The organism is Verticiella alkaliphila (assembly GCF_018904615.1).
Lineage (GTDB): Bacteria > Pseudomonadota > Gammaproteobacteria > Burkholderiales > Burkholderiaceae_B > Verticiella > Verticiella alkaliphila.
The window spans coordinates 58,995-85,423 of sequence record NZ_JADCNH010000011.1 but is presented as its reverse complement, the minus strand read 5'-3'; the positions used below and the strand labels follow the sequence as shown (position 1 = coordinate 85,423).

20 protein-coding genes and 2 pseudogenes are annotated in these 26,429 nt (G+C 68.6%); 12 read left to right on the top strand and 10 right to left on the bottom strand.

Annotated elements, in window-relative coordinates; translation table 11 throughout:
- The first annotated feature begins 177 nt into the window (after positions 1-177).
- On the top strand, positions 178-1,044 hold the full coding sequence (locus IMZ29_RS09805; RefSeq protein WP_216183224.1) for a PA3715 family protein: 867 nt from the start codon (positions 178-180) through the stop codon (positions 1,042-1,044).
- 13 nt (positions 1,045-1,057) lie between these two features.
- Here the strand turns inward: IMZ29_RS09805 and IMZ29_RS09800 are convergent, their stop codons facing one another.
- Together IMZ29_RS09800 and IMZ29_RS09795 are read right to left on the bottom strand one after the other, a co-directional pair.
- Positions 1,058-1,549, bottom strand: coding sequence for a GNAT family N-acetyltransferase (locus IMZ29_RS09800; RefSeq protein ID WP_371820198.1), 492 nt, complete (start codon positions 1,547-1,549; stop codon positions 1,058-1,060).
- A 90-nt stretch (positions 1,550-1,639) separates the two neighbouring features.
- The gene (locus IMZ29_RS09795; protein WP_216183222.1) at positions 1,640-2,476 is read right to left on the bottom strand and encodes a fumarylacetoacetate hydrolase family protein; all 837 of its coding nucleotides are present in this window, start codon (positions 2,474-2,476) and stop codon (positions 1,640-1,642) included.
- A gap of 102 nt (positions 2,477-2,578) precedes the next feature.
- Between IMZ29_RS09795 and IMZ29_RS09790 the strand changes: the two genes are divergently transcribed.
- From IMZ29_RS09790 to IMZ29_RS09775, 4 genes are all read left to right on the top strand, one after another.
- Positions 2,579-3,373: an aspartate dehydrogenase domain-containing protein gene (locus tag IMZ29_RS09790; RefSeq protein WP_216183220.1), complete on the top strand. Its 795-nt coding sequence runs from the start codon at positions 2,579-2,581 to the stop codon at positions 3,371-3,373.
- Positions 3,374-3,442: 69 nt separating this feature from the next.
- A complete protein-coding gene (locus IMZ29_RS09785; RefSeq protein WP_216183288.1) occupies positions 3,443-4,351 on the top strand; it encodes a LysR family transcriptional regulator in 909 nt (302 codons plus the stop codon).
- Between the two features lie 175 nt (positions 4,352-4,526).
- The gene (locus tag IMZ29_RS09780) at positions 4,527-5,519 is read left to right on the top strand and encodes a Bug family tripartite tricarboxylate transporter substrate binding protein (protein WP_216183218.1); all 993 of its coding nucleotides are present in this window, start codon (positions 4,527-4,529) and stop codon (positions 5,517-5,519) included.
- A 23-nt stretch (positions 5,520-5,542) separates the two neighbouring features.
- Positions 5,543-6,484, top strand: a complete 942-nt coding sequence (locus tag IMZ29_RS09775; protein WP_216183216.1) for a M14 family metallopeptidase — start codon at positions 5,543-5,545, stop codon at positions 6,482-6,484.
- 16 nt (positions 6,485-6,500) lie between these two features.
- Here the strand turns inward: IMZ29_RS09775 and IMZ29_RS09770 are convergent, their stop codons facing one another.
- Together IMZ29_RS09770 and IMZ29_RS09765 are read right to left on the bottom strand one after the other, a co-directional pair.
- Entirely contained in the window at positions 6,501-6,680 is a 180-nt protein-coding gene (locus tag IMZ29_RS09770) for a hypothetical protein (RefSeq protein WP_216183214.1), read from the bottom strand.
- A gap of 72 nt (positions 6,681-6,752) precedes the next feature.
- On the bottom strand, positions 6,753-7,148 hold the full coding sequence (locus IMZ29_RS09765) for a Rid family hydrolase (protein ID WP_216183212.1): 396 nt from the start codon (positions 7,146-7,148) through the stop codon (positions 6,753-6,755).
- Between the two features lie 172 nt (positions 7,149-7,320).
- Here IMZ29_RS09765 and IMZ29_RS09760 point away from each other — a divergent pair, with 172 nt between their 5' ends.
- Positions 7,321-8,301 carry a LysR family transcriptional regulator gene (locus IMZ29_RS09760; RefSeq protein WP_216183210.1) on the top strand — a complete coding sequence of 327 codons (981 nt, stop codon included), beginning with the start codon at positions 7,321-7,323 and terminating at the stop codon, positions 8,299-8,301.
- Positions 8,302-8,307: 6 nt separating this feature from the next.
- On the opposite strand, the gene IMZ29_RS09755 is transcribed toward IMZ29_RS09760, so the two are convergent.
- Genes IMZ29_RS09755 through IMZ29_RS09735 form a run of 5 tightly spaced genes read right to left on the bottom strand, consistent with a single transcriptional unit; the run spans position 8,308 to position 13,499 of the window.
- Positions 8,308-9,123 (bottom strand): HpcH/HpaI aldolase/citrate lyase family protein, encoded by an 816-nt coding sequence (locus tag IMZ29_RS09755; protein ID WP_253207004.1) that lies wholly within the window; start codon positions 9,121-9,123, stop codon positions 8,308-8,310.
- Positions 9,123-10,325: a CaiB/BaiF CoA transferase family protein gene (locus IMZ29_RS09750; protein ID WP_216183205.1), complete on the bottom strand. Its 1,203-nt coding sequence runs from the start codon at positions 10,323-10,325 to the stop codon at positions 9,123-9,125. The genes IMZ29_RS09755 and IMZ29_RS09750 overlap by 1 nt, the downstream gene beginning before the upstream one ends.
- A gap of 11 nt (positions 10,326-10,336) precedes the next feature.
- Positions 10,337-11,176: an HTD2 family dehydratase gene (locus IMZ29_RS09745; RefSeq protein WP_216183203.1), complete on the bottom strand. Its 840-nt coding sequence runs from the start codon at positions 11,174-11,176 to the stop codon at positions 10,337-10,339.
- Positions 11,173-12,294 (bottom strand): acyl-CoA dehydrogenase family protein, encoded by a 1,122-nt coding sequence (locus tag IMZ29_RS09740; RefSeq protein ID WP_216183201.1) that lies wholly within the window; start codon positions 12,292-12,294, stop codon positions 11,173-11,175. The genes IMZ29_RS09745 and IMZ29_RS09740 overlap by 4 nt, the downstream gene beginning before the upstream one ends.
- An 11-nt stretch (positions 12,295-12,305) precedes the next feature.
- The gene (locus IMZ29_RS09735; RefSeq protein ID WP_216183199.1) at positions 12,306-13,499 is read right to left on the bottom strand and encodes an acyl-CoA dehydrogenase family protein; all 1,194 of its coding nucleotides are present in this window, start codon (positions 13,497-13,499) and stop codon (positions 12,306-12,308) included.
- A gap of 235 nt (positions 13,500-13,734) precedes the next feature.
- Between IMZ29_RS09735 and IMZ29_RS09730 the strand changes: the two are divergent.
- The 3 genes and pseudogenes from IMZ29_RS09730 to IMZ29_RS09720 all read left to right on the top strand — a co-directional run bounded on the left by IMZ29_RS09730 (position 13,735) and on the right by IMZ29_RS09720 (position 17,415).
- Positions 13,735-15,248 (top strand): annotated as a pseudogene (locus IMZ29_RS09730) (class I adenylate-forming enzyme family protein).
- A gap of 57 nt (positions 15,249-15,305) precedes the next feature.
- The gene (locus IMZ29_RS09725; protein WP_216183198.1) at positions 15,306-16,277 is read left to right on the top strand and encodes a Bug family tripartite tricarboxylate transporter substrate binding protein; all 972 of its coding nucleotides are present in this window, start codon (positions 15,306-15,308) and stop codon (positions 16,275-16,277) included.
- Between the two features lie 154 nt (positions 16,278-16,431).
- Positions 16,432-17,415 (top strand): tripartite tricarboxylate transporter substrate binding protein, encoded by a 984-nt coding sequence (locus tag IMZ29_RS09720; RefSeq protein WP_216183196.1) that lies wholly within the window; start codon positions 16,432-16,434, stop codon positions 17,413-17,415.
- A 176-nt stretch (positions 17,416-17,591) separates the two neighbouring features.
- Here the strand turns inward: IMZ29_RS09720 and IMZ29_RS09715 are convergent.
- Positions 17,592-18,368: pseudogene (locus IMZ29_RS09715) on the bottom strand (LysR family transcriptional regulator); the annotation flags it as partial.
- Between the two features lie 180 nt (positions 18,369-18,548).
- Between IMZ29_RS09715 and IMZ29_RS23070 the strand changes: the two are divergent.
- The 3 genes from IMZ29_RS23070 to recB all read left to right on the top strand — a co-directional run bounded on the left by IMZ29_RS23070 (position 18,549) and on the right by recB (position 26,425).
- Positions 18,549-18,917, top strand: coding sequence for a DUF4148 domain-containing protein (locus IMZ29_RS23070; RefSeq protein WP_216183194.1), 369 nt, complete (start codon positions 18,549-18,551; stop codon positions 18,915-18,917).
- Positions 18,918-19,106: 189 nt separating this feature from the next.
- A complete protein-coding gene (recC, locus tag IMZ29_RS09705) occupies positions 19,107-22,634 on the top strand; it encodes an exodeoxyribonuclease V subunit gamma (protein WP_371820196.1) in 3,528 nt (1,175 codons plus the stop codon).
- Complete coding sequence (recB, locus tag IMZ29_RS09700; RefSeq protein ID WP_216183190.1) at positions 22,631-26,425, top strand: exodeoxyribonuclease V subunit beta; 3,795 nt, start codon at positions 22,631-22,633, stop codon at positions 26,423-26,425. Before recC ends, recB begins: the two co-directional genes overlap by 4 nt.
- The last annotated feature ends 4 nt before the right edge of the window (positions 26,426-26,429 follow it).

Sequence of the window (26,429 nt, the reverse complement as noted above, 5' to 3'; positions counted from 1 at the left end):
TGGACGTCGTGTCCAAAGGCATCCTAGTGGGCGGCCCGAGAGCGGTCCAATACCGGTTGCGTGGCGGGCCATAGCAAACCGATATCACCCGAGCGAGCCTCGCGGCGCCCCGCGTGGCACCTGACAGGCGGCCGCCCCGGTGTAAGATCGCCCGCACCGTCACCTCGCCTGTCCACCATGACCGCCGTACGCCCTCTGATCTGCGCCCTCGCCGCCACGCTCGCCCTCGCCAGCCCCTCGGCCTTTGCCGCGGCAGACTGCGGCCCGCTGCTTCCGATCGTGCAGGCCACCTACGCCGGTCTGTCGCCCCTGCCCTCGCCGGCGGATCACCCCGAGAACGACCGCTACCGCGTCTCGGACAATCGCGTGCTGGACATCGCCCGCGACGGCCCGGACAGCTACAACGCGCATGTCGTCACCTGCAAGCCGTGGCCCGCGCGCGATGACCTCCTGCTGGTGGTCGTGCCCCTGCTGGACCCGAGCGTGGACAGCGACGTCGAGCACAAGGCGGATCTCGACGTGCTGGTGGTGGATGCGGCCACCAGCGAACGGCGACAGTTCTATCGCCTGGCCGATGCGGCGTCCGACGACGCGATGATGCTGCGCGACATCACGATCGACACCGCGCGCTACAACGTCTCGCAGAACAACCGCGCCTTTGGCGTGCGCGTGACACGCGAAAACAACTCGCGTGCCAACCCGGCATCGGAGACCACGCTGTATCTTTTTGACCGCCCCCGCGGTGACACGGGGCCGCTACGCCTCGTCATGAGCGATCTCGTGGTCAACGCGGAATACGGCGAATGGGACACCAACTGCGCAGGCGAATTCCACAGCATGTCGGTGACGCTCTCGATGGCGCCCACGGCCACGCGCGGCATGCAGGACATTGTGCTGCGCAGCGAATCCGAGACGAACGTGAACAAGCCCAAGGGGCAGGACTGCATGACGCGTACGCAGAAACACCGCACCGAGACCGAGACGCTGCAGTTCGATGGCAAGCAGTACCCGGTGCCGGTGCAGCTGCACCGGCTGGCGGGCTGAGCGCTGAAGGGCCTCAGCCGGCCGGCAACAGCTTCTGCCAGAACTGCGCCGTGCCCTGGGCCGGGTCCAACGTGTACTGCGCAAAGCCGAATCGTGCGTAGGCTGCCTGGGCGATCGTATTGCCCGAGAGCACTTCGAGCGTGAGCTTGCAGGCGCCAATCTCGCGGGCCAGCACTTCGGCAGCCTGCATGAGCGCACGCGACACCCCGTGACCGCGATGCTCGGCCAGCACCGCGAGGTCATGGATGTTGAGGATGGGTTGGCAGGCAAATGTCGAGAAGCCCTCGAAGGCATTGAGCAGGCCGACGGGCACGTCATCTCGGTAAGCGATGAGAACATGCGCGCCAGGACGCCCGTTCAGCGCAGCCGGCAGGCGCGCCCGGGTGTCCGCCGACAAAGGCTCGCCTCCGCCCATCGGATCGCGCGCATAGGCATCCAGAAGGTCGACGAGGGCCTGCGCATGCGCAGACTGGGACAGATCGGCAGGGATGACACGCAAGGACACAGCAGGACTCCGGGATGAGACAGGCACGCATCCCGAGGTGGCGCCTGGGGGCTGCCCTTGGCGGGCTGCGGCCACGAGATGCGCAATGATTCAGATCACGCGCTGACGCTGCACCCCCAACCCCTGCACCGACAATTCCATCACGTCACCGCGCCGCAGGTAGCGCGGTGGCTTCATGCCCATGCCGACCCCGGGCGGGGTGCCTGTCGTGATGATATCGCCCGGCATCAGCCGAAGATAGCGCGAGAGGTCCGCCACGATCTGCGCCACGTCGAAGATCATGGTGCGCGTGTTGCCCCGCTGCATGACTTCGCCATTGACCTTCAACCACAAGTCCAGCGCGCCCGGATCCGGCACGTCATCGGCGCTCACCAGCCACGGGCCCAGCGGGCCGAACGTGTCGTGGCTCTTGCCCTTCGTCCACTGCGTGCCGCTGCGGTGCATCTGCCAGTCGCGCTCGGACACGTCATTGACGACGAGATAGCCGAAGATGAGATCGCGCGCCTGCTCAACACTGACGTTGCGCGCCTCGCGGCCGATCACCACGCCCAGTTCCACCTCCCAGTCCAGCGCCTCGCACCCGGCCGGCAGGATGACGTCATCCGTCGGCCCGCAGATGCTGGTGTCGGCCTTGAAGAACACGATAGGCTCGGTAGGCACGGGCAGGCCGGCCTCGGCCGCGTGATCCGCGTAGTTCAGGCCGATGCCCAGGAATTTTCCGGGCTGCGACAGTGGCGGGCCCAGGCGTGGTTCGCCACCCACCGTGGGCAGGTCAGCCCAGTCGGCAGCCGCGGCCACGAGGCTGCCGTCGGCCAACGTGTGTGGCGTGATGTCGGCCACGCGTGCAGACAGGTCACGCAGGCTGCCGTCCGGCGCAATGAGGCCGGGGCGCTCTTCACCGGCTGCGCCGAATCGAATGTATTTCATGGTTCAGGTCTCGCGAAGCAAAGAAAGAGCAATTCCAGCGATCCTACATCGGCGAAGGTACGATAGACGCCATGAAAGACATTCGCCATCTCGTCACCAACGATGCCTGACACCCTTCCCGCTTTGCGTATCGGCATCGCCGGCCTCGGCAATCTTGGCGCGGGCGTCGCCCGACTGCTGGCGTCCGGCCTGCCCGGGCTGCATCTGGCCGCGGCGTCCGGCCGTGACGTCGGCGGCACGCGCGAGAGGCTCGCTGCCCTTGGTCTCCCCCATGTCGAAGCCGTGTCATTGGCAACGTTGCCAGATGCCGTGGACATCGTCGTGGAGTGCCTGACGCCCGACGCTGCGCCGTCCCTCATCGATGCCACGCTCGCCGCAAACCGCAGCATCGTCGTGGCCAGCATTACGGCGCTGCTGTTGGCGCCCGAGCTTCAGGCGCAGGCGCGCTCACCCAATGCCCGCATCCTGGCGCCCACCGGCGCCATCCTGGGTCTGGACGTGATCCGCGCAGCGGCGCTGGGTCGCATCGACAGTGTCACTGTTCGCACGCGCAAGCCGCCCGCATCGCTCGGCGCCGACGTGCCGGCCGACGTGGCCACTTGCCTCTTCGAAGGCAACGCCCTGGACGCCGTGCGCGCCTACCCACGCAACGTCAACGTGGCCGCGGCCGTCGCCCTGGCGGGCATCGGCGGCGAGCGCACGCAGGTGGAGATCTGGTCCGATCCGGCCGTGACGCGCAACACGCACGAAGTCGAGCTGGAGAGCGACACCGCAAGCGTGCGCATGCAGGTGAGCAACCTGCCCAGCCCGGACAACCCCAAGACCAGCCTCATCACGGCGCAGAGCATCGTGGCGGCGTTGCAGTCGCTGTTGGTGCCGGTGCGCATCGGCAGCTAGGGGCCGCGCCATGGGGGCGCGGTGGGATAATTGGCCCTCCGCGCCCGCGCCTTGCCACGCTGCCCGCCCATGGTCGATCTCAAGCTTCTGGAAGATCTCGTCGCGCTCGAGCAGACGGGCAGTTTCGTGCGCGCGGCCGAACGCCGGCACGTCACCCATCCCGCCTTCGGGCGCCGCATCAAGGCGCTGGAATCCTGGGCCGGCGCGCCCCTGGTCGAGCGTCAGCGCATCCCGGTTCGCCTCACGCCCCAAGGCGAAGCCTTGCTGCGCACCGGCAGCCAGATGCTCGAACAGATGGAGCAGGTGCGACATCGCCTGCGCAGCACCGGCCCGGCCGCAGACCCGGTATTGCGGGTGGCCACCGGGCGCAGCCTGGCACGTACGCTGGTGGCGGACTGGATCGTGCGCCTGCGCCGCAAGCCGCGGCCGGTGCTGGCGCCCAACAGCCAGGTGGACCTCACCACCGGACGCGTGAACGACTTGGCCGCCCTGCTCGAAGGCGGCAAGACGGACCTGCTGTGCGCCTACGCGCATTCGGCCATCACGGAACTGCTGAGCCCAGCGCGCTACCGCTACCTGACGTTGGCCGCCGACAAGCTGGTACCGGTGAGCCAGGTCGATCGCCGCGGCCGGCCACGCTTCGGCCTGAGCGACAGCCCGGCGGCGCCGCTCATTGCCTACGTGGGCGGCCTGGCCCTCGAACGCATCCTGGGCGATCGCCTGGAGGCGCGTGCCTATGCCCTGCGGCCCTTTCTGCGCTGTGATTCGCCGGATGCCGCTCACGGCGCGGCGCTCAAGGGCCTGGGCGTGGCCTGGCTGCCCTGGTCCATGGTGGCGGGCGATTGCCGGCGCGGTGCGCTGGCCGTCCTGGGCGGACGTGGCGATGAGATCGTCTTCGAAGTGCGGATGTATCGCAGCCGCCAGCGCCTATCGGACGTGGCCGAAGCCGCGTGGGCACTGACCGAGTCCGGCCACTGAGTCCACGCCCGATCGTGGTGCATCGAGAGCCACGGTCCAGCCAGCACGCGCTGGCGTGGTGCAATGTGCCGAATCCGCACGGCGATGTGCCGATTCGGCACGGGTAGATCCGGGCTCGATGCGCACAATGCGGGCATCTGGCGCGTTTGGCCGCCACGCATTCCAGGAGCCTGTCATGACCCTTTTCCCGACGTCGCACCGACTCGGCGTGCTTGCCTGTGGGGCGTTTGCCCTGACGAGCCTGCCGCTCGCCCACGCGGCCGATGCCTACCCCACCCGACCGATCAGTCTGGTCGTGGGCTACCCCGCCGGGGGCAGCGTGGACCTCACGGCACGCCTCTTTGCCGAGGCGCTCACCGAACGACTGGGCCAGAACGTCATGGTCGAGAACGTCGGCGGCGCGGGCGGCTCGATCGGCGCACAGCGTGTGGCGCGGGCCAAGGCCGACGGCTACACCCTGCTGCTGGGCTCGACCAACGAGATCGTGGTGGCGAGCATGATCAACAACGCCGTCAACTATGACAGCGCACGTGACTTCGCCTCGCTGGGCATCATCGGCTCGCAGCCCATGCTGCTGGCAGCGTCCAAGAACGCCGGGGTGAGCACCGCAGCCGAGTATCTGGAGAAACTGCGGTCTGCCGCACCCGGCACGTATCACTTCGGGTCGTCCGGGGTGGGCACCACGCTGCACCTGGCGGGCGAGATGATCAATGCGTCCACCGAGACCGAAGCCACGCACGTGCCGTATCGCGGCGTCGCCCCCCTGGTGACGGACCTCATGGGCGGGCAGCTCACCTTCGGCATGCTGGTACTCTCGTCCGGCCTGCCACCGGCGCGCAACGGCAACATCGTGGCGCTGGGCGTGACCGAAGCCAAGCGCTCGCCCATCGCGCCCGAGATCCCCGCACTGGCCGAAACGCCGGGGTTCGAGGACGTGGACATCAACATCTGGTTCGGGCTGTATGCCCCGAGCGGCGTACCCGAGCCTGTGGCCGAGACGCTGCGCGCCGCGCTCAAGGACATCGTCCAGGACGACACGTTCGGTCAGAAGTTCGCCACGGCCGGTGGCGACCTGGCCGCGCCGGACATCGACGCTGTCAGCTTCCTGCAGGCGGAAACCGAGAAGTACGGCGCCCTGGTGAAGGCCTCGGGGATCGAAGCCCAATGAACGTGAACTCCGCAGGACACGACATGTCATTCCAACTCGCGTATCCGGACATCACCGAGGAGCGCCGGGGCAACACCGGCACACCCGGCGTGTGGCACTTCGATGCCGGGGTGGCTGGCCCCGCCGTCATGATCTCGGCGCTCATGCACGGCAATGAACTGTGCGGCGCCTGGGCGCTCAAGGCCCTGCTCGCAGCCGGCGTGCGCCCGCGCCGGGGCAGCCTCACGCTGGTGTTTGCCAACCTGGCGGCATTCGACCGCTTCGATCCGACCCGCCACGACGCCTCGCGCTTCGTGGAGGAAGACATGAACCGGGTGTGGTCGACGGATCGCCTGGCCGATGGCAGCACCCTGGAGCGCGCACGCGGCGCCGAGCTGCAGCCGTGGGTGGCGCGCGCCGACTGGTTGCTCGATCTGCACTCCATGCACGAGCCGGGCGTGCCGCTGTGCCTGACGGGCATGCTGCCGCGCAATATCGAGTTGGCGCGCCGCATGGCCACCCCGCGACACGTGATCGTGGACGCGGGCCATCGCGACGGCACGCGCCTGCGCGACTACGGGCAGTTCGGCGATGCCCAGGGCGATGCTCGTGCCCTGCTCATCGAATGCGGCTTTCACGGAGACCCGGCCTCGGTGGACGTGGCGCACGACCAGGTCGCGCGCTTTCTCCTGGCCGCGGGCAGCGTGGATCCCGCCGACGTGCCGGCCGGGTGGATCCAGGCGCCGCTGGGCGAACAGCGCGTGCTGCAGGTGACCGATGCCATCGTGGCACCGTCGATGCAGGTGCGTTTTGCCGAGCCCTGGCAAGGCATGGAAACCTTCGCCAGCGCAGGCAGCGTGATCGGCTGGGCCGACGAGCAGCCGATCCTCACGCCCTACGACGACTGCACGCTCGTGATGCCGTCGCTGCGCCAGCTGAAGCCGGGCGTGACCGTGGTGCGGTTGGCCCGCGACTATCCTGGCTGACGTTCCACCGTCCGCGTCAGCGCAGCGCCGCCAGGGTCCACAAGGCGAAGATCATCGCCAACGGCAGCACGAAGACGAGTGGCACGAGCCGGATGCGGTCTGGGGGCAGGCCGCGCGCGCGGCGGATGCCCGCGTATGCGCCATACAGCGCCGCATAATATGCGATGCCCAACCCCGCGATCCACACGCCGTCCATGACTCTGTTTCCGGTCTCGATGTCCGGCGGAATCTTAGCTGCGGGGCCTCCTCTTGGCGCGCCGTCAGGCGATCAGGCGGCCGGCAGCTTGGCCACGACCTTGATCTCGAACTGAAAGCCCGCGAGCCACGTCACGCCCACGGCCGTGGCCGTGGGATGGGGCGCCGGGCCCCAGTACTCGCGCGCCACTTCCCAGGCCTCTTCGAAGATCTTCTCGGGGTTCACCATGAACACCGTGGCATCGATCACGTCATCGAAGGTGCAGCCGGCGGCAGCCAGGATGGCGTTGAGATTCGCGAAGGCGCGTCGCACTTCACCTTCCAGCGTGGGCTCGGGCGTGCCGTCTTCGCGGCTGCCGACTTGCCCGGCCACGAAGAGCAGGCCATCGGCCTTGACGGCCGGTGAGTAGCGGTGACGCTCGTAGAGGGCGTGACGGCCTTCGGGGAACACGACTTCACGGGTAGGCATACGGATCTCCTGTCGGGCCAGGGCGGCCCTGTGTTGACATGGGTCGACTGTACGCACCCGCACCGAGGCGATAAACCGCCAAGTGCAGCCTGGACTGTTTGTAGAATCCAAACAATCGCATCGTCGCCCGGCGTACTGCGACGCCCTTCCCCGCCCCTTCCGGAGTGATTCGATGGACCGATTCGACGCCATGCAGGCTTTCGCCCGTGTCGTGGAGACCGGCAGCTTCACCCGCGCCGCCAGCACGCTGCACATGAGCAAGACCACCGTGACCCAGCTCGTGCAACAGCTGGAGGCACGTCTACGCGTGAAGCTCCTGCATCGCACCACCCGCAAGGTCAACGTCACCGCCGACGGCGCGGCGTACTACGAGCATGTCGTGCGTCTGCTGGGCGACCTGGACGATGCCGAGACCAGCCTGAGCGCAGCGGCCACCGTGCCGCGCGGGCGCCTGCGCGTGGATGTGCCCAGCCCCCTGGCGCGATTCATCCTCATCCCCGCCCTGCCCGCCTTCCAGGCAGCCTATCCCGACATCCAGCTGGATCTGGGGGTGAGTGATCGCAAAGTGGACCTGATCGACGAGAACGTGGACTGCGTGATCCGCGGCGGCCAGATCACCGACGAATCACTCGTGGCCAAGCCCATCGGCGCGCTTGGCCTGGGCGTCTATGCCGCCCCAGGCTACCTGGCGCACGTCGGCATGCCCCAGCATCCGAAAGACTTGATCGAAGCGCCGCACCGCGTCATCGGCTTTCTGCGGGATCGTCGCGGCAAGCCGATGTCGTGTGTGATGCAACGCGGCGATGAACGCATCGAGATCCTGGGCCGGCACACGCTGTGGGTCGATGATGGCAACGCCTATCTGGCCGCCGGCGTGGCAGGACTGGGCGCCCTCTGGTTGCCGCACTACATGGCCCGTGAAGCCGTGGCGAATGGCGAACTCGTGCCATTACTGACCGATTGGACACTCGACCCCATGCCGCTGTTCCTGGCCTATCGGCCCAACCGGCACGTGAGTGCGAAATTGCGCGTGTTCATGGAGTGGGTGGCTGGTGTGGTCGATGAGGCGGTGAACGTGCCAGAACCCAGGACACCGCAGACAGCGGGGACGGCGCCGCGCGCTCGCCATGGGCGCGCGGCCCGCCCCACCTGAGCGACGCTACCCCGCCCGCGCCAGGATGCCGCGCGCCCGCGCGATCACGGGCGCGTCCACCATCTTGCCGTCCACCTGGAAGGCGCCCAGCCCGGTTCGCTCGGCTTCGGCGACGATCTTGCGCGCCCAGGCCACGTCGGCCTCGGGCGGCAGGTAGGCGTCGTGCACGCCCTTGACCTGGGCCGGATGGATGCACAGCATGCCGCCGAAGCCCAGGCCGCGGGCGTGCTGGGCATAGCGGCGCAGGCCGTCGGCATCATCGAAGGCGGTGAAGACGCCGTCGATGGGGGCGCCGATGCCGGCGGCGCGGCTGGCCAGTGCGATCTGGCAGCGGACGTGGTCGAGCATCACGGATGCGCCCGGGCTGGCGGCATCCATGTCCAGGTCCACCCCGAAATCCAGCGTGCCGAAGGCGATGTGCGCCACGCCGGGGGCGCGGGCAATCTGGGTGACGTTGGCCACGCCCAGCGCACTTTCGATGATGGGCCAGACGGGCTTGCCGGGCTTGGCCGCCGCGGCGATCTGCGCGGCGGACTCGGCCTTGGGCAGCATCACGGCGACGACGCCGGCGTGCTCGGCGCACAAGGCGATGTCGGCGGCGAACTGGGGGGTGTCGGCGCCATTCACACGCACCAGGACGCGGGCCTCGGCATTCGCGCGCAGGAAATCCGCGAGCGCGGCGCGCGCGCTGTCCTTGGCGTCGGCGGCAACGGCATCCTCGAGATCCACCACGACGTGATCGGCGCCGGCGGCCAGCGCCTTCGGGATACGCTCAGGGCGCGTGGCGGGGACGAAGAGCGCGGTACGGGCACGTGAGGTCATCACACCGCTCCTGCCGCGCGCAGCGCAGCGATGCGATCAGCGTCGTAGCCCAGGCCGGCCAGGATGGCGTCAGTATGCTGGCCCAAGGCCGGCACGCCGTTCATCACGGGCTCGTAGGCATTGCTCGATGCAGGCGGCAGCAAGGCCGGCAGGCGACCGGCAGGGCTGTCGATCTCGCGCCAGCGCTCGCGCGCCTGCAACTGCGGGTGCGCCCAGACGTCGCGCATCTCGTTCACGCGGGCGTTGGCGATGCGGGCCGCCTCCAGCCGGTCGATGATCTGCTCGGCCGTCATCGTCGAGAACTCGGCGACGATGCGCTCGCGCAGGGCCTCGCGGTTTTTCACGCGCAGGGTGTTGTTGGCGTACTGGGCATCGTCGGCCAGGGCCGCATCGCCCAGCACCTGCTCGCAGAAGATCCGCCACTCGCGCTCGTTCTGCAGGCCCAGCATCACACTGCCACCGTCGCCCGCCGGGAACGGCCCGTACGGATAGATGGTGGCATGCGCCGCGCCGGCACGCACGGGGGGCGCGGCGTCTTCGAACGCGTAGTACATCGGAAAGCCCATCCACTCCACCATGCTCTCGAGCATGGAGACGTCGATACGGCTGCCCTTGCCGGTGCGACCGCGCAGGAGCAGTGCTGACAGGATGGACGAGTACGCATACATGCCGGCGGAGATATCGGCGATCGAGCAGCCTGCCTTGGCCCGCTCGTCGGCCGTGCCCGTCACGGACAGAAAGCCGCTCTCGCTCTGGATGAGGAGGTCATAGGCCTTCTTGTCCTGGTACGGGCCACCCTCGCCATAGCCGGAGATGTCGCACACGATGAGGCGCGGATAGCGTTCATGCAGGGCCTCAAAGGACAACCCCATGCGCGCGGCCGCGCCGGGTGCGAGGTTCTGCACCAGCACGTCGGCCGTCTCCAGCAGTTGCTCGAGCACCGCACGGGCGTCGGGCTGCTTCAGATCCAGGCCCAGGCTCTCCTTGGAGCGGTTCGTCCAGACGAAGTGCGAAGCGAGACCGCGCACGCGTTCGTCGTAGCCGCGGGCGAAGTCCCCGCCTTGCGGGCGTTCGACCTTGATGACGCGCGCGCCCTGGTCTGCCAGCTGGCGAGTGCAGAACGGCGCGGCGATGGCGTGCTCGAGACTGATGACGGTCAGGCCGTCGAGCGGCCGGGAAGCGTCGGGTACCGGTGACGTCAAAAGGCTCTCCTTCAGGCGGGCGTGAACCGCAGTTCGGCGGTGTGGGCCAGGCCCTTGTCGTTGGCGGCCCACAGCTGGGCTTCGCCCGGCGCGGTGATGCGGCCGGCCACCTCGAAGGGCGCCGGCGCGATCAGGGGGCGCAGGCCACGATACGTGAGGCGATCGATGCGGGCCGTGGGATTGGCATCGGCGAACGCCTGCAGTTGCAGCGTCGCCAGCATGGGCCCATGCACGACCAGGCCCGGATAGCCTTCGGCCTGCGTGACGTAGGGGTGGTCGTAGTGGATGCGATGGGCGTTGAAGGTGACGGCCGAGTAGCGGAACAGCAACGTCTCGGTCGGCTTCACGGCTTGGCGCCACTGTGCCTCGGGGACGGGATCGTCGTTGGACAGCTTGGGCGGCGATGGCGCCCGATAGACGATGTTCTGGCGCTCGCGGATCGCGAGGTGCCCATCCTGCATGATCTCGTGCAGCAAGGTCACGAAGAGCAGCGAGCCGGTGCGGCCGGTCTTCTCGCGCACGTCTTCGATGGTGGTCTTGCGGCTCGCGTCGCCATCCACGCGCAGCGGGACGAGGAACTCGACGTCGCCCCCCGCCCACATGCGGTTGCGGTCAGCCGCGGGCGGCAGGAACCCGCCGCGCGCCGGATGGCCGTCCACCCCCAGGCCGGATTCCGGCGCGGGATCCTGGAAGTAGGCCCAGTGCCACAGCGGCGGCAGGGCCTCGCCGCGCGCGGGCGCGGGGCGATCCAGCGTGATCGCGATCCGCGCCGCGAGGTTGCGCGTCATCGTGTCGTCGAACTGCTGGCTGCGGCCGATCCAGGCGGTCGGGTCCGGTGTGCCGTCGCTCATTGCATGGCCTCCGAGAAGCGTGCCGTCTGGTAATCCACATCACCAAAGATCGGGTTCACCATCGTGAGGCGCTTGAAGTAATCGCCTACCTCGAGCTCATCGGTCATGCCCATGCCGCCGTGCAGCTGCACGGCCTCCTGGCCGATGAAGCGGCCGGCCTGCGCCACCACCACCTTGGCGCCCGCCACCATGCGGCGGCGGCGTGCGGCGTCTTCCTCGGTGAGCGCGGCCACGGCCACGCAGGCCATGGACATCGCGAGTTCCTTCTGGATGACCATCTCGGCCACCCGATGCTGCAAGGCCTGGAACTTGGCGAGCGGCACGCCGAACTGCTTGCGCTGACGCAGATAATCGACGGTGATCTCGACCAGGCGTTCCATGGCGCCGGCGGCATGCGCGGCCAGCGCGGCAATGCCGTGGTCCAAGCCCGTCTCCAGCGCTGCGGCACCCTGCCCGGCCGCCCCGATACGGGCGCTGGCGGGCAGGCTCACGTCGGTGAAGACGAGATCGGCGGCGCGCACGCCATCCATCGTGGGATATGTCTTGACGGTGACACCCGCGGTGTCGGCAGGCACCAGGTAGAGGCTCGCGGCCCCATCGGCATCGGCCGCGCTCACGATCCAGGCCTGGGCCGCAGCGCCGTGCCAGACCAGCACCTTCTCGCCGTTCAGGCGCACGCCATCGCCCTGGGCGGCGGCCGTGAGCTTGGCAGGCTGCGCCGCGAAGCGACGATCACGCTCCAGGTAGGCGAGGCTCACGATGGCCTCGCCGCTGGCGATGGCGGGCAGCCAGCGCTGCTGTTGCTCGTCGTTGCCGTGCTGGCTCAGGATCGCGGCGCTCACCACGGCGCTGGGGATGACCGGCTCGCCCGACAACGCGCGGCCCAGCTCCAGGTGCACGGGCAAGAGGCTTGCGGGCCCTTCGCCAAAGCCGCCGGCCTCGGCAGGCACCGTCAGGCCCAGCACGCCCAATTCGGCCAGCGTCGTCCAGTTGGCGTCATCAAAGCCCTTGCCCTCGCGTTCGGCCGCCCGGCGACGCGTCTGCGTCCAGCCTTCGGCAGCGTAGCGGCGCAGGCTGTCGGCCAGCATGCGTTGTTCTTCGGTGTATTCGAAATCCATGCCTTACCTCTTCAGCCCAGGACGATCTTGGCGATGATGTTCTTCTGTACTTCGGTGCTGCCGCCATAGATGGTGGTCTTGCGCATGTCGAAGTAGCCTGCGGTGTTGCCGGGCGCGAAGGCCGGGCCGGGGCCGCTTTCCTCGGCGTCGGCGTGCATCCACGCGGGCGAGTACGGCCAGGCCTGGGGGCCTGCGACTTCCATCTGCAGCGTGGCGAGCGCCTGCTGGATCTCCGAGCCACGGATCTTCAGGATGGACGCCTGGGTGGACGGATCCGTGCCGACGGCGGCCGTGGCCACGCGCAGCAGCAGCATCTCGAGCGCCATGATGTCCATCTCGATACGCGCGATGCGGTCACGCAGGCGCACGTCCTCGATCAGCGGACGGCCATCGTTGCCCACGCTCTCGCGGGCGTGGGCCTTCAGCATCGCCAGTTCACGATTGCAGTGCCCCAGGCCGGCGATGTTGGTGCGCTCGTGGCCCAGCAGGTACTTGGCATACGTCCAGCCCCGGTTCTCTTCGCCGACCAGGTTGCCCACGGGCACCTTGACGTTGTCGAACCAGACTTCGTTGATCTCGGCCCCGCCATCGAGCGTGACGATGGGGCGCACCGTGACGCCCGGCGTCTTCATGTCGATCAACAGCATCGAGATGCCTTCCTGCGGCTTGGATTCGGTATCCGTACGCACCAGGCAGAAGATCCAGTCGGCGTGCTGACCCAGGGTGTTCCAGGTCTTCTGGCCGTTCACCACGTAGTGATCGCCCTCGCGCACGGCGCGGGTCTTGAGCGACGCCAGATCGGAGCCTGCGCCCGGCTCGGAGTAGCCCTGGCACCACCAGTCTTCCATGTTGAGGATGCGCGGCAGGAAGTGATCCTTCTGCGCCTGGCTCGCGTACTTCATCAGGACGGGGCCGATCATGGTGAGACCGAAGGGCAGCAGACGCGGGGCGCCCGCGCGGTAGCTCTCCACTTCGAAGATCAGCTTCTGCAACGGCGTCCAGCCCGTGCCGCCATATTCCTTGGGCCAGCTGGGCGCGCCCCAGCCGCGTGCCGTCAGCGCCTTGTGCCAACGGATGTAGTCGGTCTTCTCCAGACGCTGGTGGCGGGACGCCTTTTGCGCGATGTCCGCGGGCAGCTGCTCGCGCAGGAATGCGCGCACTTCCTCGCGAAAGGCGATGTCCTCTTCCGTGTACGTGAAATCCATGGGGTCTCGCTGGTCGGTGACGGATCGGGCACGCAGGCCCGGATTGCCAGCCAATCTAACAAATGCGGGCCCGGACCGAAAACACGCTTTTACGAAAGGGAAGCTTCCGGGAAGCCGAATGCCGCGCCACCACCGTTCACGCAGGCCAGAGACGGCCTTAGCGAAATCGGAATGGTCCGCTGGCGGGTGCGCTGGCTAGACTGCATCGGCTCTCAATCCGTCTTCCTGGATGTCCATGCCCCAACTGCCCGCCTTCACCGCCATTCACGATGTGCCCGCCTACTGGGCCGCGCAGCGACCCGACGCCATCTGCCTGTACGACACCGCAGGCGTGGTGCGCTATGGCGAGCTCTGGGCGCGCGTCATCGCTATGGCGGACTGGCTGGCGGCGCAAGGTGTGGATGCGGGCGATCGCGTGCTGGTCTCGGCCGAGAACTGCGTCGAAGCCGTCGCGGTGCTCTTTGCCTGCAGCGTGCGCGGCGCCTGGCCCATCGTGGTCAATGCGCGCCTGAGCCCTCGGGAGCTCACCGTGATCACGGACCACGCCCAGCCGGCGCTGCGCCTGTACACCGTGCGCGTATCGGACGCGGCCCAAGCCCACGCGGACACGGCGGGCGCGCAGCCCGTGCCGCTCGCGGACTTCGCCGGCCTGCGCTTTGCCCGGCCGGACGTCGCCCCTGAGCGCGAAACCGGCGAGCACCAGCGTGCCGTGGCCGCGCTCATCTACACGTCGGGCACCACGGGGCCCCCAAGGGCGTGATGGTCTCGCACCGCGGCCTGCTGCACTTTGCACGGGTGTCTGCCGAATCGCGCAGCCTGTCGCCCGAGGACATCGCGTTCGCCGCCCTGCCGCTCTCGCACATCTTCGGCCTGGCCACCGTGCTCATGGCCACGGTGTACGCGGGCGCAAGCCTGTACCTGCGTCCGCGCTTCGATACGGCAGACGTCTTTGCGGCGCTGGCGGACCCTGGCATCACGATGCTGCAGGGCGTGCCCACAATGTTCAATCGCATCCTTGCCACCGCACCCGAGCCGAGCGCCCTGCGTGCGCCGCGCCTGCGCTACGTCTACACCGGCGGCGCGCCGCTGGATCCCACCTTGAAGCGCGATGTGGAGGCCTACTTCGAGTTGCCCCTGCACCACGGCTACGGCATCACCGAGTACGCGGGTTCGCTCTTCGTGACGCGTGAAGCGTCCCCCCGCGCGGATTGCAGCGCAGGCTACGCGGTCGATGACGTCGAACTGCACATCGGCTCGCTGGACGAGCCCGCCAAGCCCGCCGGCGAGCGCGGCGACGTGCACGTGCGCGGCCCCGGCGTGATGCTGGGCTACTACCGCAACCCGGAACAGACGGCCATCGCCATCCGTCCGGGCGGCTGGCTCGCCACGGGTGACATCGGCTATCTCGCCGAGGACGGCGCTCTCTTTCTCGTCGGACGCAGCAAGGATCTCATCATCCGCTCGGGCTTCAACGTCTACCCGATCGAGGTCGAATCTGTCATCAACGCGTTTCCGGGCGTGCGCCAGAGCGCCGTCCTGGGCCGTGCGGAGCCCGACGGCAACGAAGCCGTGGTGGCCTTCATCGAAGCCCTGCCCGGCCAGACGGTGGATCACGCCGCGCTGGCCGTCTACCTGCGCGAACACCTGGCGCCCTACAAGCGCCCGGCCCAGTTCCTGAACATCGACAGCATCCCCACCACCCTGAGCGGCAAGATCCAGAAGCAGCCCCTGCGTGCCCATCTGGCCTGACGTGCGCGCGCCTCGACGCGCGCCATGACAACAAGAGAACAACACCGAGGAGACACCATGAACCGACTCACCGCCCTGGCCGGCGCCCTGCTGCTGGCCGCCATCGGCAGCACGCCTGCGCTCGCCCAGGACTACCCCCAGCGCCCGATCTCCCTGCTCGTGGGCTATGCCCCTGGCGGGCCCGTGGATTCCGGTGCGCGCATCTTCGCGCGCTACCTGAGCGAGAAAATCGGCCAGACCGTGCTGGTGGACAACCGCGCGGGCGCAAGCGGCATGATTGCGGCCGAGGCCACGCGCAAGGCGCCGACGGACGGCTACACACTGAACTTCGTCGCCAGCCCGACGCTGACCATCACGCCGCTCGTGCAGCGCAACGACACGTTCGACCCACGCAAGGATTTCACGCCGGTCGGCCTGGTGGCGGATTACACCAACGTGCTGCTGGTGGGCCCGGACTTCCCGGCCAAGGACGTGAACGAACTCGTGAGCTACGCACGTGCCAATCCCACCAAGGTCAGCTTCGGCTCGGCCGGTGTCGGCGCGTCCAACCACCTGTCGGCCGAACTGATGCGCCAGAAGACCAAAACGGACATGCTGCACGTGCCCTATCGCGGCAACGCCCCCGCCATGGTGGACGTGATGAGCGGCAAGGTGAGCTTCATGTTCGACATCAGCAGCACGGCCAAGGGCTTCGTCGACGGCGGCAAGGCACGCGCGCTGGCCGTGACCTCGCGCGAGCGCAATCCGCAGCTGCCGAACGTGCCGACGATGATCGAGGCGGGCGTGCCGGACTTCGAGGTGGTGGGCTGGTATGCCGTGATCGGCCCCAAGGACATGCCGCCTGCGGTCGTCGAGCGTCTCACCAAGGCCATGGCCGAGGTGCGCGCCGAGCCTGCCTTCCAGCAGGCCATGGCCCAGGGCGGCCACACGCTGCATGACCCAGATCCGAAGGCGCTGCAGGCCCGCATCGAGAGCGATTACGCGCTCTGGCAGAAGGTCATCGAAACCGGCGGCATCACCGCCAACTGATCTGCCCCCCTCGCTCACCTGCGGTTCGCTGCCCCCGAGGGGGGATTTCCCCCCGCCTTGGGGCGGCCCGGCGGCGGGGGAGCCCTCCAACGCTCACCGGCGGTTGTGTGCCCCAGTGGGGCACGCGTCGCGCATCACCTGTTCCGGAACGCTCATGTCATCGATCACCCGTCGTCATCTTATTGCCGCAGGCGCGGCGCTGCTCGCCAGCGCGGCCCTGCCGGTCCATGCCGCTGCCGCCTACCCGGATCGGCCGGTCAGCTTCGTCGTCCCCTTCCCGCCCGGCGGGCCGGTGGACACCACCGCGCGGTTCGCCACGCAGCCGCTGGCGCAGATGTGGCCACAGCCGGCCATCATCGACAACAAGGCGGGGGCTGGCGGCATCGTGGGCGCCCAGGCGGTGGCCAAGGCCAAGGCGGATGGCTACACCTTCCTCTTCGCGGCCATCCACCACTCCGTGCTGCCGAGCCTGCGCTCGGACCTGACCTACGACGTGCAGAAGGACTTCGTGCCGGTGGGCATGGCGGCCACCTTCCCGATCTTCCTGGTCGTGCACCCATCGCTGCCCGTGAACTCCGTGCAGGAGCTCATCGCCTATGCCAAGGCCAACCCGGGCAAGCTCTCGTTCAGCTCGTCCGGCACGGGCGGCGGCACCCACCTGGCGGGCGAACTCTTCAATGCCATGGCAGGGGTGAGCATCCAGCACGTGCCGTATCGCGGCAGCGCGCCGGCCATGGCCGATCTCGTGGGCGGTCAGGTGCAGGTGATGTTCGCCGATGGCCCGAGCGCCGTGCCTCACGTGCAATCGGGTCGTGTCCGTGCGCTGGGGGTGGGCTATCCCCAGCGCTCGCAGATGATGCCCGACGTCCCGACCATCGCCGAATCCGGGCTGCCGGGCTACGAGGCGTACTCGTGGACAGCCGTGCTCGCGCCCACCGGCACGCCGCAAGCCATCGTGGACAAGGTCAACGCCGATCTGAACACGGTGCTGCGCGACCCGGCCAATGCCAAGCGCATCCTCGACGCGGGCGCTGAAGTGAAGCCGGGCACGCCGGCCGAGCTGGGCACGTTTCTTGGCGACGAGATCCGCAAGTGGGGTGAGGTGATCCGCAACGCCAACATCAAGATCGAGAACTGATCTGGGGCGCGCGCGGGCACGTGCCCGCGCCGACCGATGCGGCGCTGACCTGCGCCGGCCAGGTTACGGCCGACGCAGCAACGACGCCAGGAAATCCAGGAAGACCTGGGCCGCGCGGGCACGGTGCGCGAGGGCAGCAAGGCGTAAATGGGGATGGGCGGCAGGTGCCATTCCGGCAGCACGCGCTCGAGTGTGCCGTCCTCGCCCATCGGATTGAGCGCGTGGTGGTTGGGAATGGGTGCAATGCCCACGCCTTTGCGCGCCAACGAGCCCATGATCCCGATGTTGTTCACGGCGATGCGACTCTGCACGGCCACCTCCCGGGTCTGATTGCCCCGACGCAGCCGCCAGCGCTGCATCTCGTCGCCGCGAAACGGCTGAACGCACTGGTGGTGGACCAGATCCTCCGGTGAGCGGGGGCGGCCATGGCGATCCAGATACGCGGGCGAGGCAAAGAGCCAATGGTCCAGCATGAGGATCGGCCGCGACACGAGTCCGCTATCCGGCTGCTCGCCAAAGCGCAAGGCGATGTCGAAGGGATTGTCCACGGCATCAATGCGCTGCATGCCGACGTCGATATCGCACAGGATGTCCGGGTAGGCCGCCGAGAAGGCCGGCAGCAGCTGGGGTAGTACGAGCGCGGCGAAACTCGCGGGGATCGAGAGTCTGAGTTGCCCCTTGGGCTGGGATAACCCGTCGGCCAGCGTCTCGTGGGCGACCTGCGCCTGCTCGATCAATGGCAGGCAGCGCTCGAAGTAGCGCTCGCCCATGTCGGTGAGCTCCATGCGCCGCGTGGTGCGATTGAGCAGGCGCATGCCGAGTTCTGCCTCCAGGCGGCGCAGCCGGCGCGACACCGTGGACGCAGGCTCGTTCAGGTGCTCCGCCGCACGCGTGATGCTCTTGCGGCGCGCCACTTCGATGAAGAGCGCAATGTCGTCCAGTTGCACGGCCATGGTGGCGATTCCCCCGTTCACAAGCCCTGAATTATCCCACCTGTGCAAAAGTGATTCCAGATTTCCCTCTTTTTCGGCAAGGTCATGGCGACCATACTGCATTCACGACGACATCAACGCAGTCCTCCGCTGCCGAGACACCCGAGTCGCCACCGTTGAACAGAACAAGGAATGCACACCATGAAGAACGCCACCATCGCCCTCGCCCTTGCCGCCGCTTTCTCGACCAGCGCTGCGTTTGCGGCCACCGAAGCGCCCGCCGCCAAGACCCGCGCCGACGTCGTCGCCGAGCTGCAGCAAGCCTACGCCAATGGCGAACTGCCGGTGGGTGAGATCACCCGCTTCCAGACCCCGGAAGGCTCTGCCGCCAGCCGCGCGCAAGTGGTGGCAGAACTGCGTGACGCCCGTATCGCCGGCCAGCTGCCGCAGACGAGCATCGACTACCCGCCCGCGCCTGTCGCCCAAGCGGCCGCCCCCACCCGCGCGCAAGTCGTGCAGGAACTCCAGGCCGCCCGCGCCCACGGCGAACTGGACGGCATCGGCTACTGATCTGTCCGCCTGGGGGCTTGCCCCCCCAGCACCCCGCCCGCGTCCCGGCCTGCCCGGTACGCGGGCATTCCGTCGTGTGGCCACTGCACGTGGATCCCACGGGTAACGCCAACCCGGGCAGCCCTTGCGCCCCGCTATACTTTTCGCTGATCCGCGGTGCCCAAGCCGCCGCGTCCAACGAGAGTCCGCGTGTCCCCTCCCCCCTCCCAGACTGGCATCACGCTCATCCAGGGCAATCATCCCGAAACGCTGCGCGACCTGCTGGTGTCGTGGATGACGCGCTACCCCCTGGCGCCACTTGAGCGCGAGACGGTGCTGGTGCAGAGCAATGGGATCGCGCAGTGGCTCAAGCTGGCGCTCGCGGCGGACCCGAGCGCGGACGAGCCGGGCTGCGGGATCGCGGCCGGGCTCGACTTTCTCCTGCCCTCACGCTTTCTGTGGCAGGCCTATCGGGCCGTGCTAGGCCGCGCAGCGGTGCCGGAGACCTCGCCCTTCGACAAATCGCGTCTCACCTGGCGGCTCATGCGGCTCTTGCCGGACGTGATGACGCAGGCGGTCTATGCGCCGCTGCACCGCTTCCTGCGCGCCGACACGGATTGCCGCAAGCGTTATCAGCTGGCCGAACGCCTGGCCGATCTCTTCGACCAATATCAGGTGTATCGCGCCGACTGGCTCGCGGCCTGGGCGCGTGGTGAGGACATCCTCATCCCGGCACGCGGCGCGCATCAACCGCTGCCCGCCACCCAGCAATGGCAGGCCGCCTTGTGGCGCGCCCTGCTGGCAGACGTGGCCCACGGGCCGGACGTGGCCGCGGGCGCTTCCGTGGCCGGCCGCGCCGCCGTGCACGAGACCTTCCTCGAGGTGGCCCGTACCCACACCGGCCCAAGGCCCGCAGGATTGCCGCGGCGCATCGTCGTCTTCGGCATCTCCAGTCTGCCGCGGCAATCGCTGGAAGTGCTGGCCGAGCTTGGCCGCTGGAGCCACGTGCTCATGGCCATGCACAACCCCTGCGAGCATTACTGGGCCGACATCGTGGCGGACAAGGACCTGCTGCGCGCGGCGGCGGCGCACCAGTCGCGCCGATCCGGCATGCCGCTGGACGTCCCTGAGGACGCGCTGCATCTGCACGCTCAGCCGTTGCTGGCCGCCTGGGGCAAGCAGGGGCGTGACTTCATTGCCCTGCTGGACGAGTACAGCGCAGAGCGCCCCGATGTGAACTTCCTGCCGCAGTTCGTGGCGGGTGAAGGCACGACGTTGCTGGGCCAGCTCCAGCGCGACATTCTCGAGTTGCGCCCGCTGCACGAAACGCAGGAGGCCTGGGGGCCCGTGGACCCCACCCAGGACCGCTCCATCCGCTTTCACGTCGCCCACAGCGCACAACGCGAAGTGGAGATCCTGCACGATCAGCTGCTGGCGGCCTTCAATGCCGACGAGAGCCTGCGCCCGCGCGACGTGATCGTGATGGTGCCCGACGTCGACGCCTATGCACCGCACGTGCAGGCCGTGTTCGGTCTGCTCGACATGAACGACCCGCGCTACATTCCGTTCAGCCTGGTCGACCAGAGCCGGCGCCAGGCGGATCCGTTCGTGAACGCCGTGCAGACGCTGCTCGCGCTGCCGCAGTCGCGCGTGGCCGTGAGCGACGTGCTCGACCTGCTGGACGTGCCCGCCGTGCGCGCCCGCTATGGGATCGCCGATGGCGACCTCGCCCAGCTGCAGGCCTGGATCCGGGGCGCGAACATCCGGTGGGGGTTGCACGCGGCCCAGCGCGCCAGCCTGGACCTGCCCGCCGTGGCCGAAAGCGACGCACACCACACCTGGCATTTCGGCCTGCGCCGGATGTTGCTGGGTTATGCCGTCGGCATGCAGGCCGAACCCTGGCTGGACGTCGAGCCGTATGGCGAAGTGGGGGGGCTGGATGCGGCGCTCGTGGGCCCGCTCCTGCGCCTCATCGAGCGACTCGAGGCGACCTGGCGACTGCTGGCCGAGCCCGCGACGCCCCCCGTTTGGGTGGAGCGCCTGGGCGCTCTGCTCGCCGATTTCTTCGACACGACGGCGGATGCCGATGCCGAGTACACGCGGGTGCAGCTCGAAGCGGCACTGCAGGATTGGCAGCAGCATTGCGAGGAAGCCGGTGTCACAGAAGCCCTGCCCGTGACCGTGGTGGGCGAACACTGGCTCGCCCAGCTCGGCACGGATACCTTGTCGCAGCGCTTCTTTGGCGGCACCGTCACCTTTGCCACGCTCATGCCGATGCGCGCGATCCCGTTTCGCCACGTCTGCCTGCTTGGCATGAACGACGGCGAATTCCCGCGGCTGCGCGTGCCGATGGATTTCGATCTGATGGGCCGGGATTACCGCCCGGGCGACCGCTCGCGCCGCGAGGACGATCGCTACCTCTTCCTGGAAGCGCTGCTGTCTGCGCGAGAATGTCTGCACATTTCCTGGGTGGGACGGAGCATCCATGACAACACCGAGCGCTCGCCCTCGGTCCTGGTCGGGCAGCTGCGCGATCATCTCGATGCCGGCTGGACGCTGAGGCCATCGACCGGTCACGATGCCCCCAAGAAAGTGTCGGAAGCGCTGACCGTGACGCACCCCTTGCAACCCTTTGCCACGAGCTACTTCCCGCCTGTGCCGGCGGACGATGCCGATTCGTCCGGCCTCTTTACCTACGCTCGCGAATGGCGCGAACGCACCGGCGCAGACACCGGCTTGTTGCCCGACGACGCTGACCGGGTGCTTGCGCCGGCCCTGCGCGAAGAGCCGCTGACCCTGCGCGAGCTCGCGGATTTCCTGCGCGAGCCCGTCAAGGCGTTCTTTCGTCAGCGGCTGTCCGTGGGCTTCGAGGTGCCGGACCCGGCGGCCGAGGATCACGAGCCCTTTGCCCTGGACGGCTTGCAACGCTGGCAGCTTCAGGACGAATTGCTGCAGGCGCAGGCCCAGGCACTCGCCCAGGGCGAAGACTTCGTGGTGGCACGCGAGGCGCAACTGGCGCGGATGGCACGCCGCGGCGAGCTGCCCCCGGGCGGATTTGGCCCGGCCACCGCGCGCGAGCTGGCCGCCCCGATGGACGACGTGTTCGCCCGTTATCAGGCAGCCCTGGCCCGCTGGCCGCTGGCGGCGCCGGACGAGGCCGTGCAGCTGGAGACGCGCGCCCCGGACGAGCCGGTGGCACTGGCCGACTGGCTCACCCTGTTGCGCACCGCACCGGAAGGTACTCGCGGGCGCGTGCTGCTCGAGAGCAGCGATCTCGTGAAGAACGGCCAGTACCGGCGCGAACGCGTCGTGCGCCACTGGGTGACGCATCTGGCCGCGCACCTGCACGGCGAAGCACTCACCACGGTGGTCATCAGCAAGGTGGGCGACGTCGAACTCGCGCCGCTCGATCCGGACGAGGCCCGCCAGCACCTGCGCGCCCTGCTGCTCGCCTGGCGCGAGGGCATGCGCCGGCCGCTGCCGCTCGCCACCCGCACGGCCTTTGCCTGGCTGCATGGCGAGAATCCCGACAAGGCACGCGCCGAGTACGAAGGCGGCTACGCCCAACCCGGCGAGGTGCAGACCGACGCCTACCTGGCGCGGGCCTATCCCAATTACGCACAGCTCGTTGGCACCGGCGAATTCGCCGATCTGGCGCAGCGCCTGCTCAAGCCGCTGTACCTCGCGGTGTTTGCCGAGAAAGCGTCCGGACGCGGGCGTTCGGGGGGCCAGGCATGAGCGCCCCGACCAACCGCAATGGCGTGCCCCGCACCGAAGGCGGCGCACCGCTCGACATTCCGCATTTTCCGCTACACGGCAGCCGGCTCATCGAGGCCAGCGCCGGTACCGGAAAGACGTTCACCATCGCCATGCTGTATGTGCGGCTGGTGCTGGGCCATGGCGGTGAGAACGCGCACGCGCGCCCGCTCACGCCGCCCGAGATCCTGGTCGTGACGTTCACGGAGGCCGCGACACAGGAGTTGCGCGAACGCATCCGGAAGAATCTTGCCGGGGCTGCCACACTGTTTCGCATCGATCCCGACCTCCCCGAGTTCAAGGACGACGCTCGCGATCCGCTGCACCAGATCCGCAACAGCTATCCGCCCAGCCAGTGGGCCGCCTGCGCCCGCAAGCTCGCGCTTGCCGCCGAATGGATGGACGAGGCAGCCGTCTCCACGATCCATGGCTGGTGCCATCGCATGCTGCGCGAGCACGCGTTCGACAGCGACAGTCTCTTCACCCAGAAGCTCGAGACAGACACCACGGATCTGCTTGCCGAGGTGGCCCGCGACTATTGGCGCAGCTTCATGCTCGCCCTGCCCGAAGCCGCGGTGGAAGAGGTGCGGCGCTGGTGGCAAGATCCGGCAGCCCTGCTCGCCGAGGCGCGCCGCCTGGCGGCCCACGTGGCGGACCTGCCGGCGGTGACGGCCCCGGCCCTCGCAATCAGCGAAGCCGCGGCCGAACGCACGCGTGTGCTCTCGGCGCTCAAGGCCACTTGGCGCGACCTCGTCGAGGATCTGCAGACGCTCTGCGATGGCGCCGTGGCGGCCAAGCAGGTGGATGGCCGCAAGCTGCAGGCACGCTATTACCAGCCGTGGTGCCAGACCTTGCGCGACTGGGTGGAAGACGCGGGACTCGTGCGCCCGGACTTGAAGACTGGCTGGGCGCGTCTCACACCCACCGGCTTTGCCGAGATCTGGAAGGACGGCACGCCGCCGGATCACCCCGCCCTGCAAGGCATCGCGGATCTGGCCGTGGCGCTGGACGGCCTGCCGGATGCACGCCAGGACGTGCTGCGTCACGCCGCGTGCTGGATCACTGAACGCTTCGACGCCGAGCAGGCGCGCCGCGCGCAGATGGGCTTCGACGATCTTCTCGCCCGATTGCATGACGCGCTGCACGGTGCCAACGGTGAGCGGCTCGCCGACATCATTCGGCGGCAGTTTCCGGTGGCCCTGATCGACGAATTCCAGGATACGGACCCCGTGCAATACCGCATCTTCGATGCGGTGTATCGCGTGGCCGATCCCGTCCCCGGCACGGCGCTGGTGCTGATCGGTGATCCGAAGCAGGCGATCTACGCCTTTCGCGGCGCCGATATCTTCACGTATCTGGGCGCGCGCCGTGCCGTGGACGGGCGCCTGTACACCCTGGGCCGCAACTTTCGCTCGACGCCCGACATGGTGGGCGCGGCCAACCGGCTGTTCGACGCAGCCGAATCGCGCAGCACCGGTCGCGGCGCCTTCCTCTTTCGCGCCGGCACGGGTAACCCCGTGCCCTTCCTGCCCGCCGAATCGGCCAATCGCCTGAAGCACGTGTTGCGCATCGACGGCGCTGCGCCCGACACTGCACTCACCGTATGGTGGGCCGATGCTCCCGCCGATGGCAAGCCGCTCGCCAAGACAGCGTATCTCGCGCAGATGGCTGCAGCCAGCGCGGCCGAGATCGTGCGCCTGCTCAATCTCGGGCGGCAAGGCAAAGCCACGATCGCGCCGATGCACGACGGCATGCCGGACGAGACCAAGGTGAAACCACTGGGACCCGGCCACATCGCCGTGCTGGTCAACAACCGCCGGGAAGCCGATGCCGTGCGCGAAGCACTGGCCGCACGCGCCGTGCGCAGCGTCTATCTCTCGGACAAGGATTCGGTGCTGCAGAGCCCGCAAGCCGTGGAGATCCAGCTGTGGCTGCTCGCGTGCGCCGAGCCTGACGATCCGCGCCGGCTGCGCGCCGCGCTCGCCACCGCTACCCTGGACCTGGGCTGGGACGTGCTCGATGGCCTCAATCGCGACGAGCTCGCGTGGGAAGCGCGGGTGATGCAGTTCCGTGGCTATCGCGAGTGCTGGCGCCGCCAGGGCGTGCTGCCCATGCTGCGCCGGCTGCTGCATGACTTCGACGTGCCGGGCCGCCTGCTGGGCGAGGCGCGCCCGGGCATCAACGGCGAGCGCGTGCTCACGGACATTCTGCACCTGGCCGAGCTGCTTCAGCAGGCGAGCGCGCTCATCGACGGCGAACACGCGCTGATCCGCCACCTGGCCGAGCAACGCGCCGATGCCGAGCGCGGTAACGGCGGCAGCGATGCCCGCCAGATTCGCCTGGAAAGTGACGCCGATATCGTGCAAGTGGTGACGGTGCACAAGTCCAAGGGACTGGAGTACCCGTTGGTCTTCCTGCCCTTTGCCGCCGCGTGCCGGCCCATCGATCCGGGCGACGATCCGCCCTGGGTCTGGCATGACGACACCGGACGTGCCCGGCTCGCCCTCACCGCCAGCGACGAGGTGATCGCGCGTGCCGATGCCGAGCGTCTTGGCGAGGACGTGCGCAAGCTCTACGTGGCCCTCACGCGGGCGCAGTTCTGCACCTGGATGGGTGTGGCGCCGCTTGCGGATCTGCACCGCAGTGCGGTGGGCTATCTCCTCGGCATTGATGCCATGCCGGCGCCGGGCACGCTCGGCGAATGTCTGCGCGAGGCCTACGCCGACGCGTCGGGTGTCGCCATCGCACCGCTGCCGCCCGCTGACACGACCCGGTTGCTGCCGGCCGCCGCGCCCGAGGCGAGCGGGCCGGCCCGCCGCCCGGTGCGATCGGTGCGCGAGACGTGGTGGGTGGCAAGCTACTCGGCGCTGGCCTCCCGCGAGGAAGATGGCACGCAGGTGGCCGAGACCGCGACCGAAGACGTGTTGCGTGAACTGCTCGCAAGCCCCGACACCGACACGCTCGAGGACGAGGACGCACAGAACGCAGAGAAAGACGCACCAGCCAGGGCTGCCGTGTCACAGGGGGTGCTCCATACGTTCCCGCGCGGGGCGCACGCGGGTACCTTCCTGCACGATCTGCTGGAGTGGGCGGCTGCCGAAGGCTTCGAGCGCATCGCAGCCCATCCCGAGCGGGTGCGCGACACGGTGGCGCGGCGTTGCCAGCTACGCGGCTGGGAGGCTTTCGTCGAGCCGCTCACCACGTGGCTGCTGGGGCTCATGGATACACCGCTCGCCCTGCCGACGCATGCCGGAGCTGCCGTGGCGCCCGTGCGGCTGTCGGCGCTGACGGAAACCGTGGCGGAAATGGAATTCTGGTTGTCGGCGACTCAGGTGCCGGCCGAGGCCATCGACCGCCTGGTCACGCGGCACACTTTGGGCGGCGCTGCACGCCCTGCCCTCATGCCACGACAGTTGAACGGCATGCTCAAGGGCTTCATCGACCTGGTGTTCGCGCACGAGGGCCGCTACTACGTGGCGGACTACAAATCGAACTGGCTGGGCGAGGACGACGCGGCCTATGCCCGTGAAGCCATGGCGCGTGCGGTGCTCGAGGCCCGCTACGACCTTCAATACGTGCTCTACACCTTTGCGCTGCACCGGCTGCTGAAATCCCGGCTCGCCGACTACGACTACGACGAGCACGTGGGCGGTGCGGTGTACGTGTTCCTGCGCGGCACCCTGGCGCCAGGCCAGGGGCTGCACGTGGAGAAGCCGCCGCGCGTCCTCATCGATGCGCTCGATGCGCTCTTTGCCGGACGCGCGCGCGGCTAGCCGC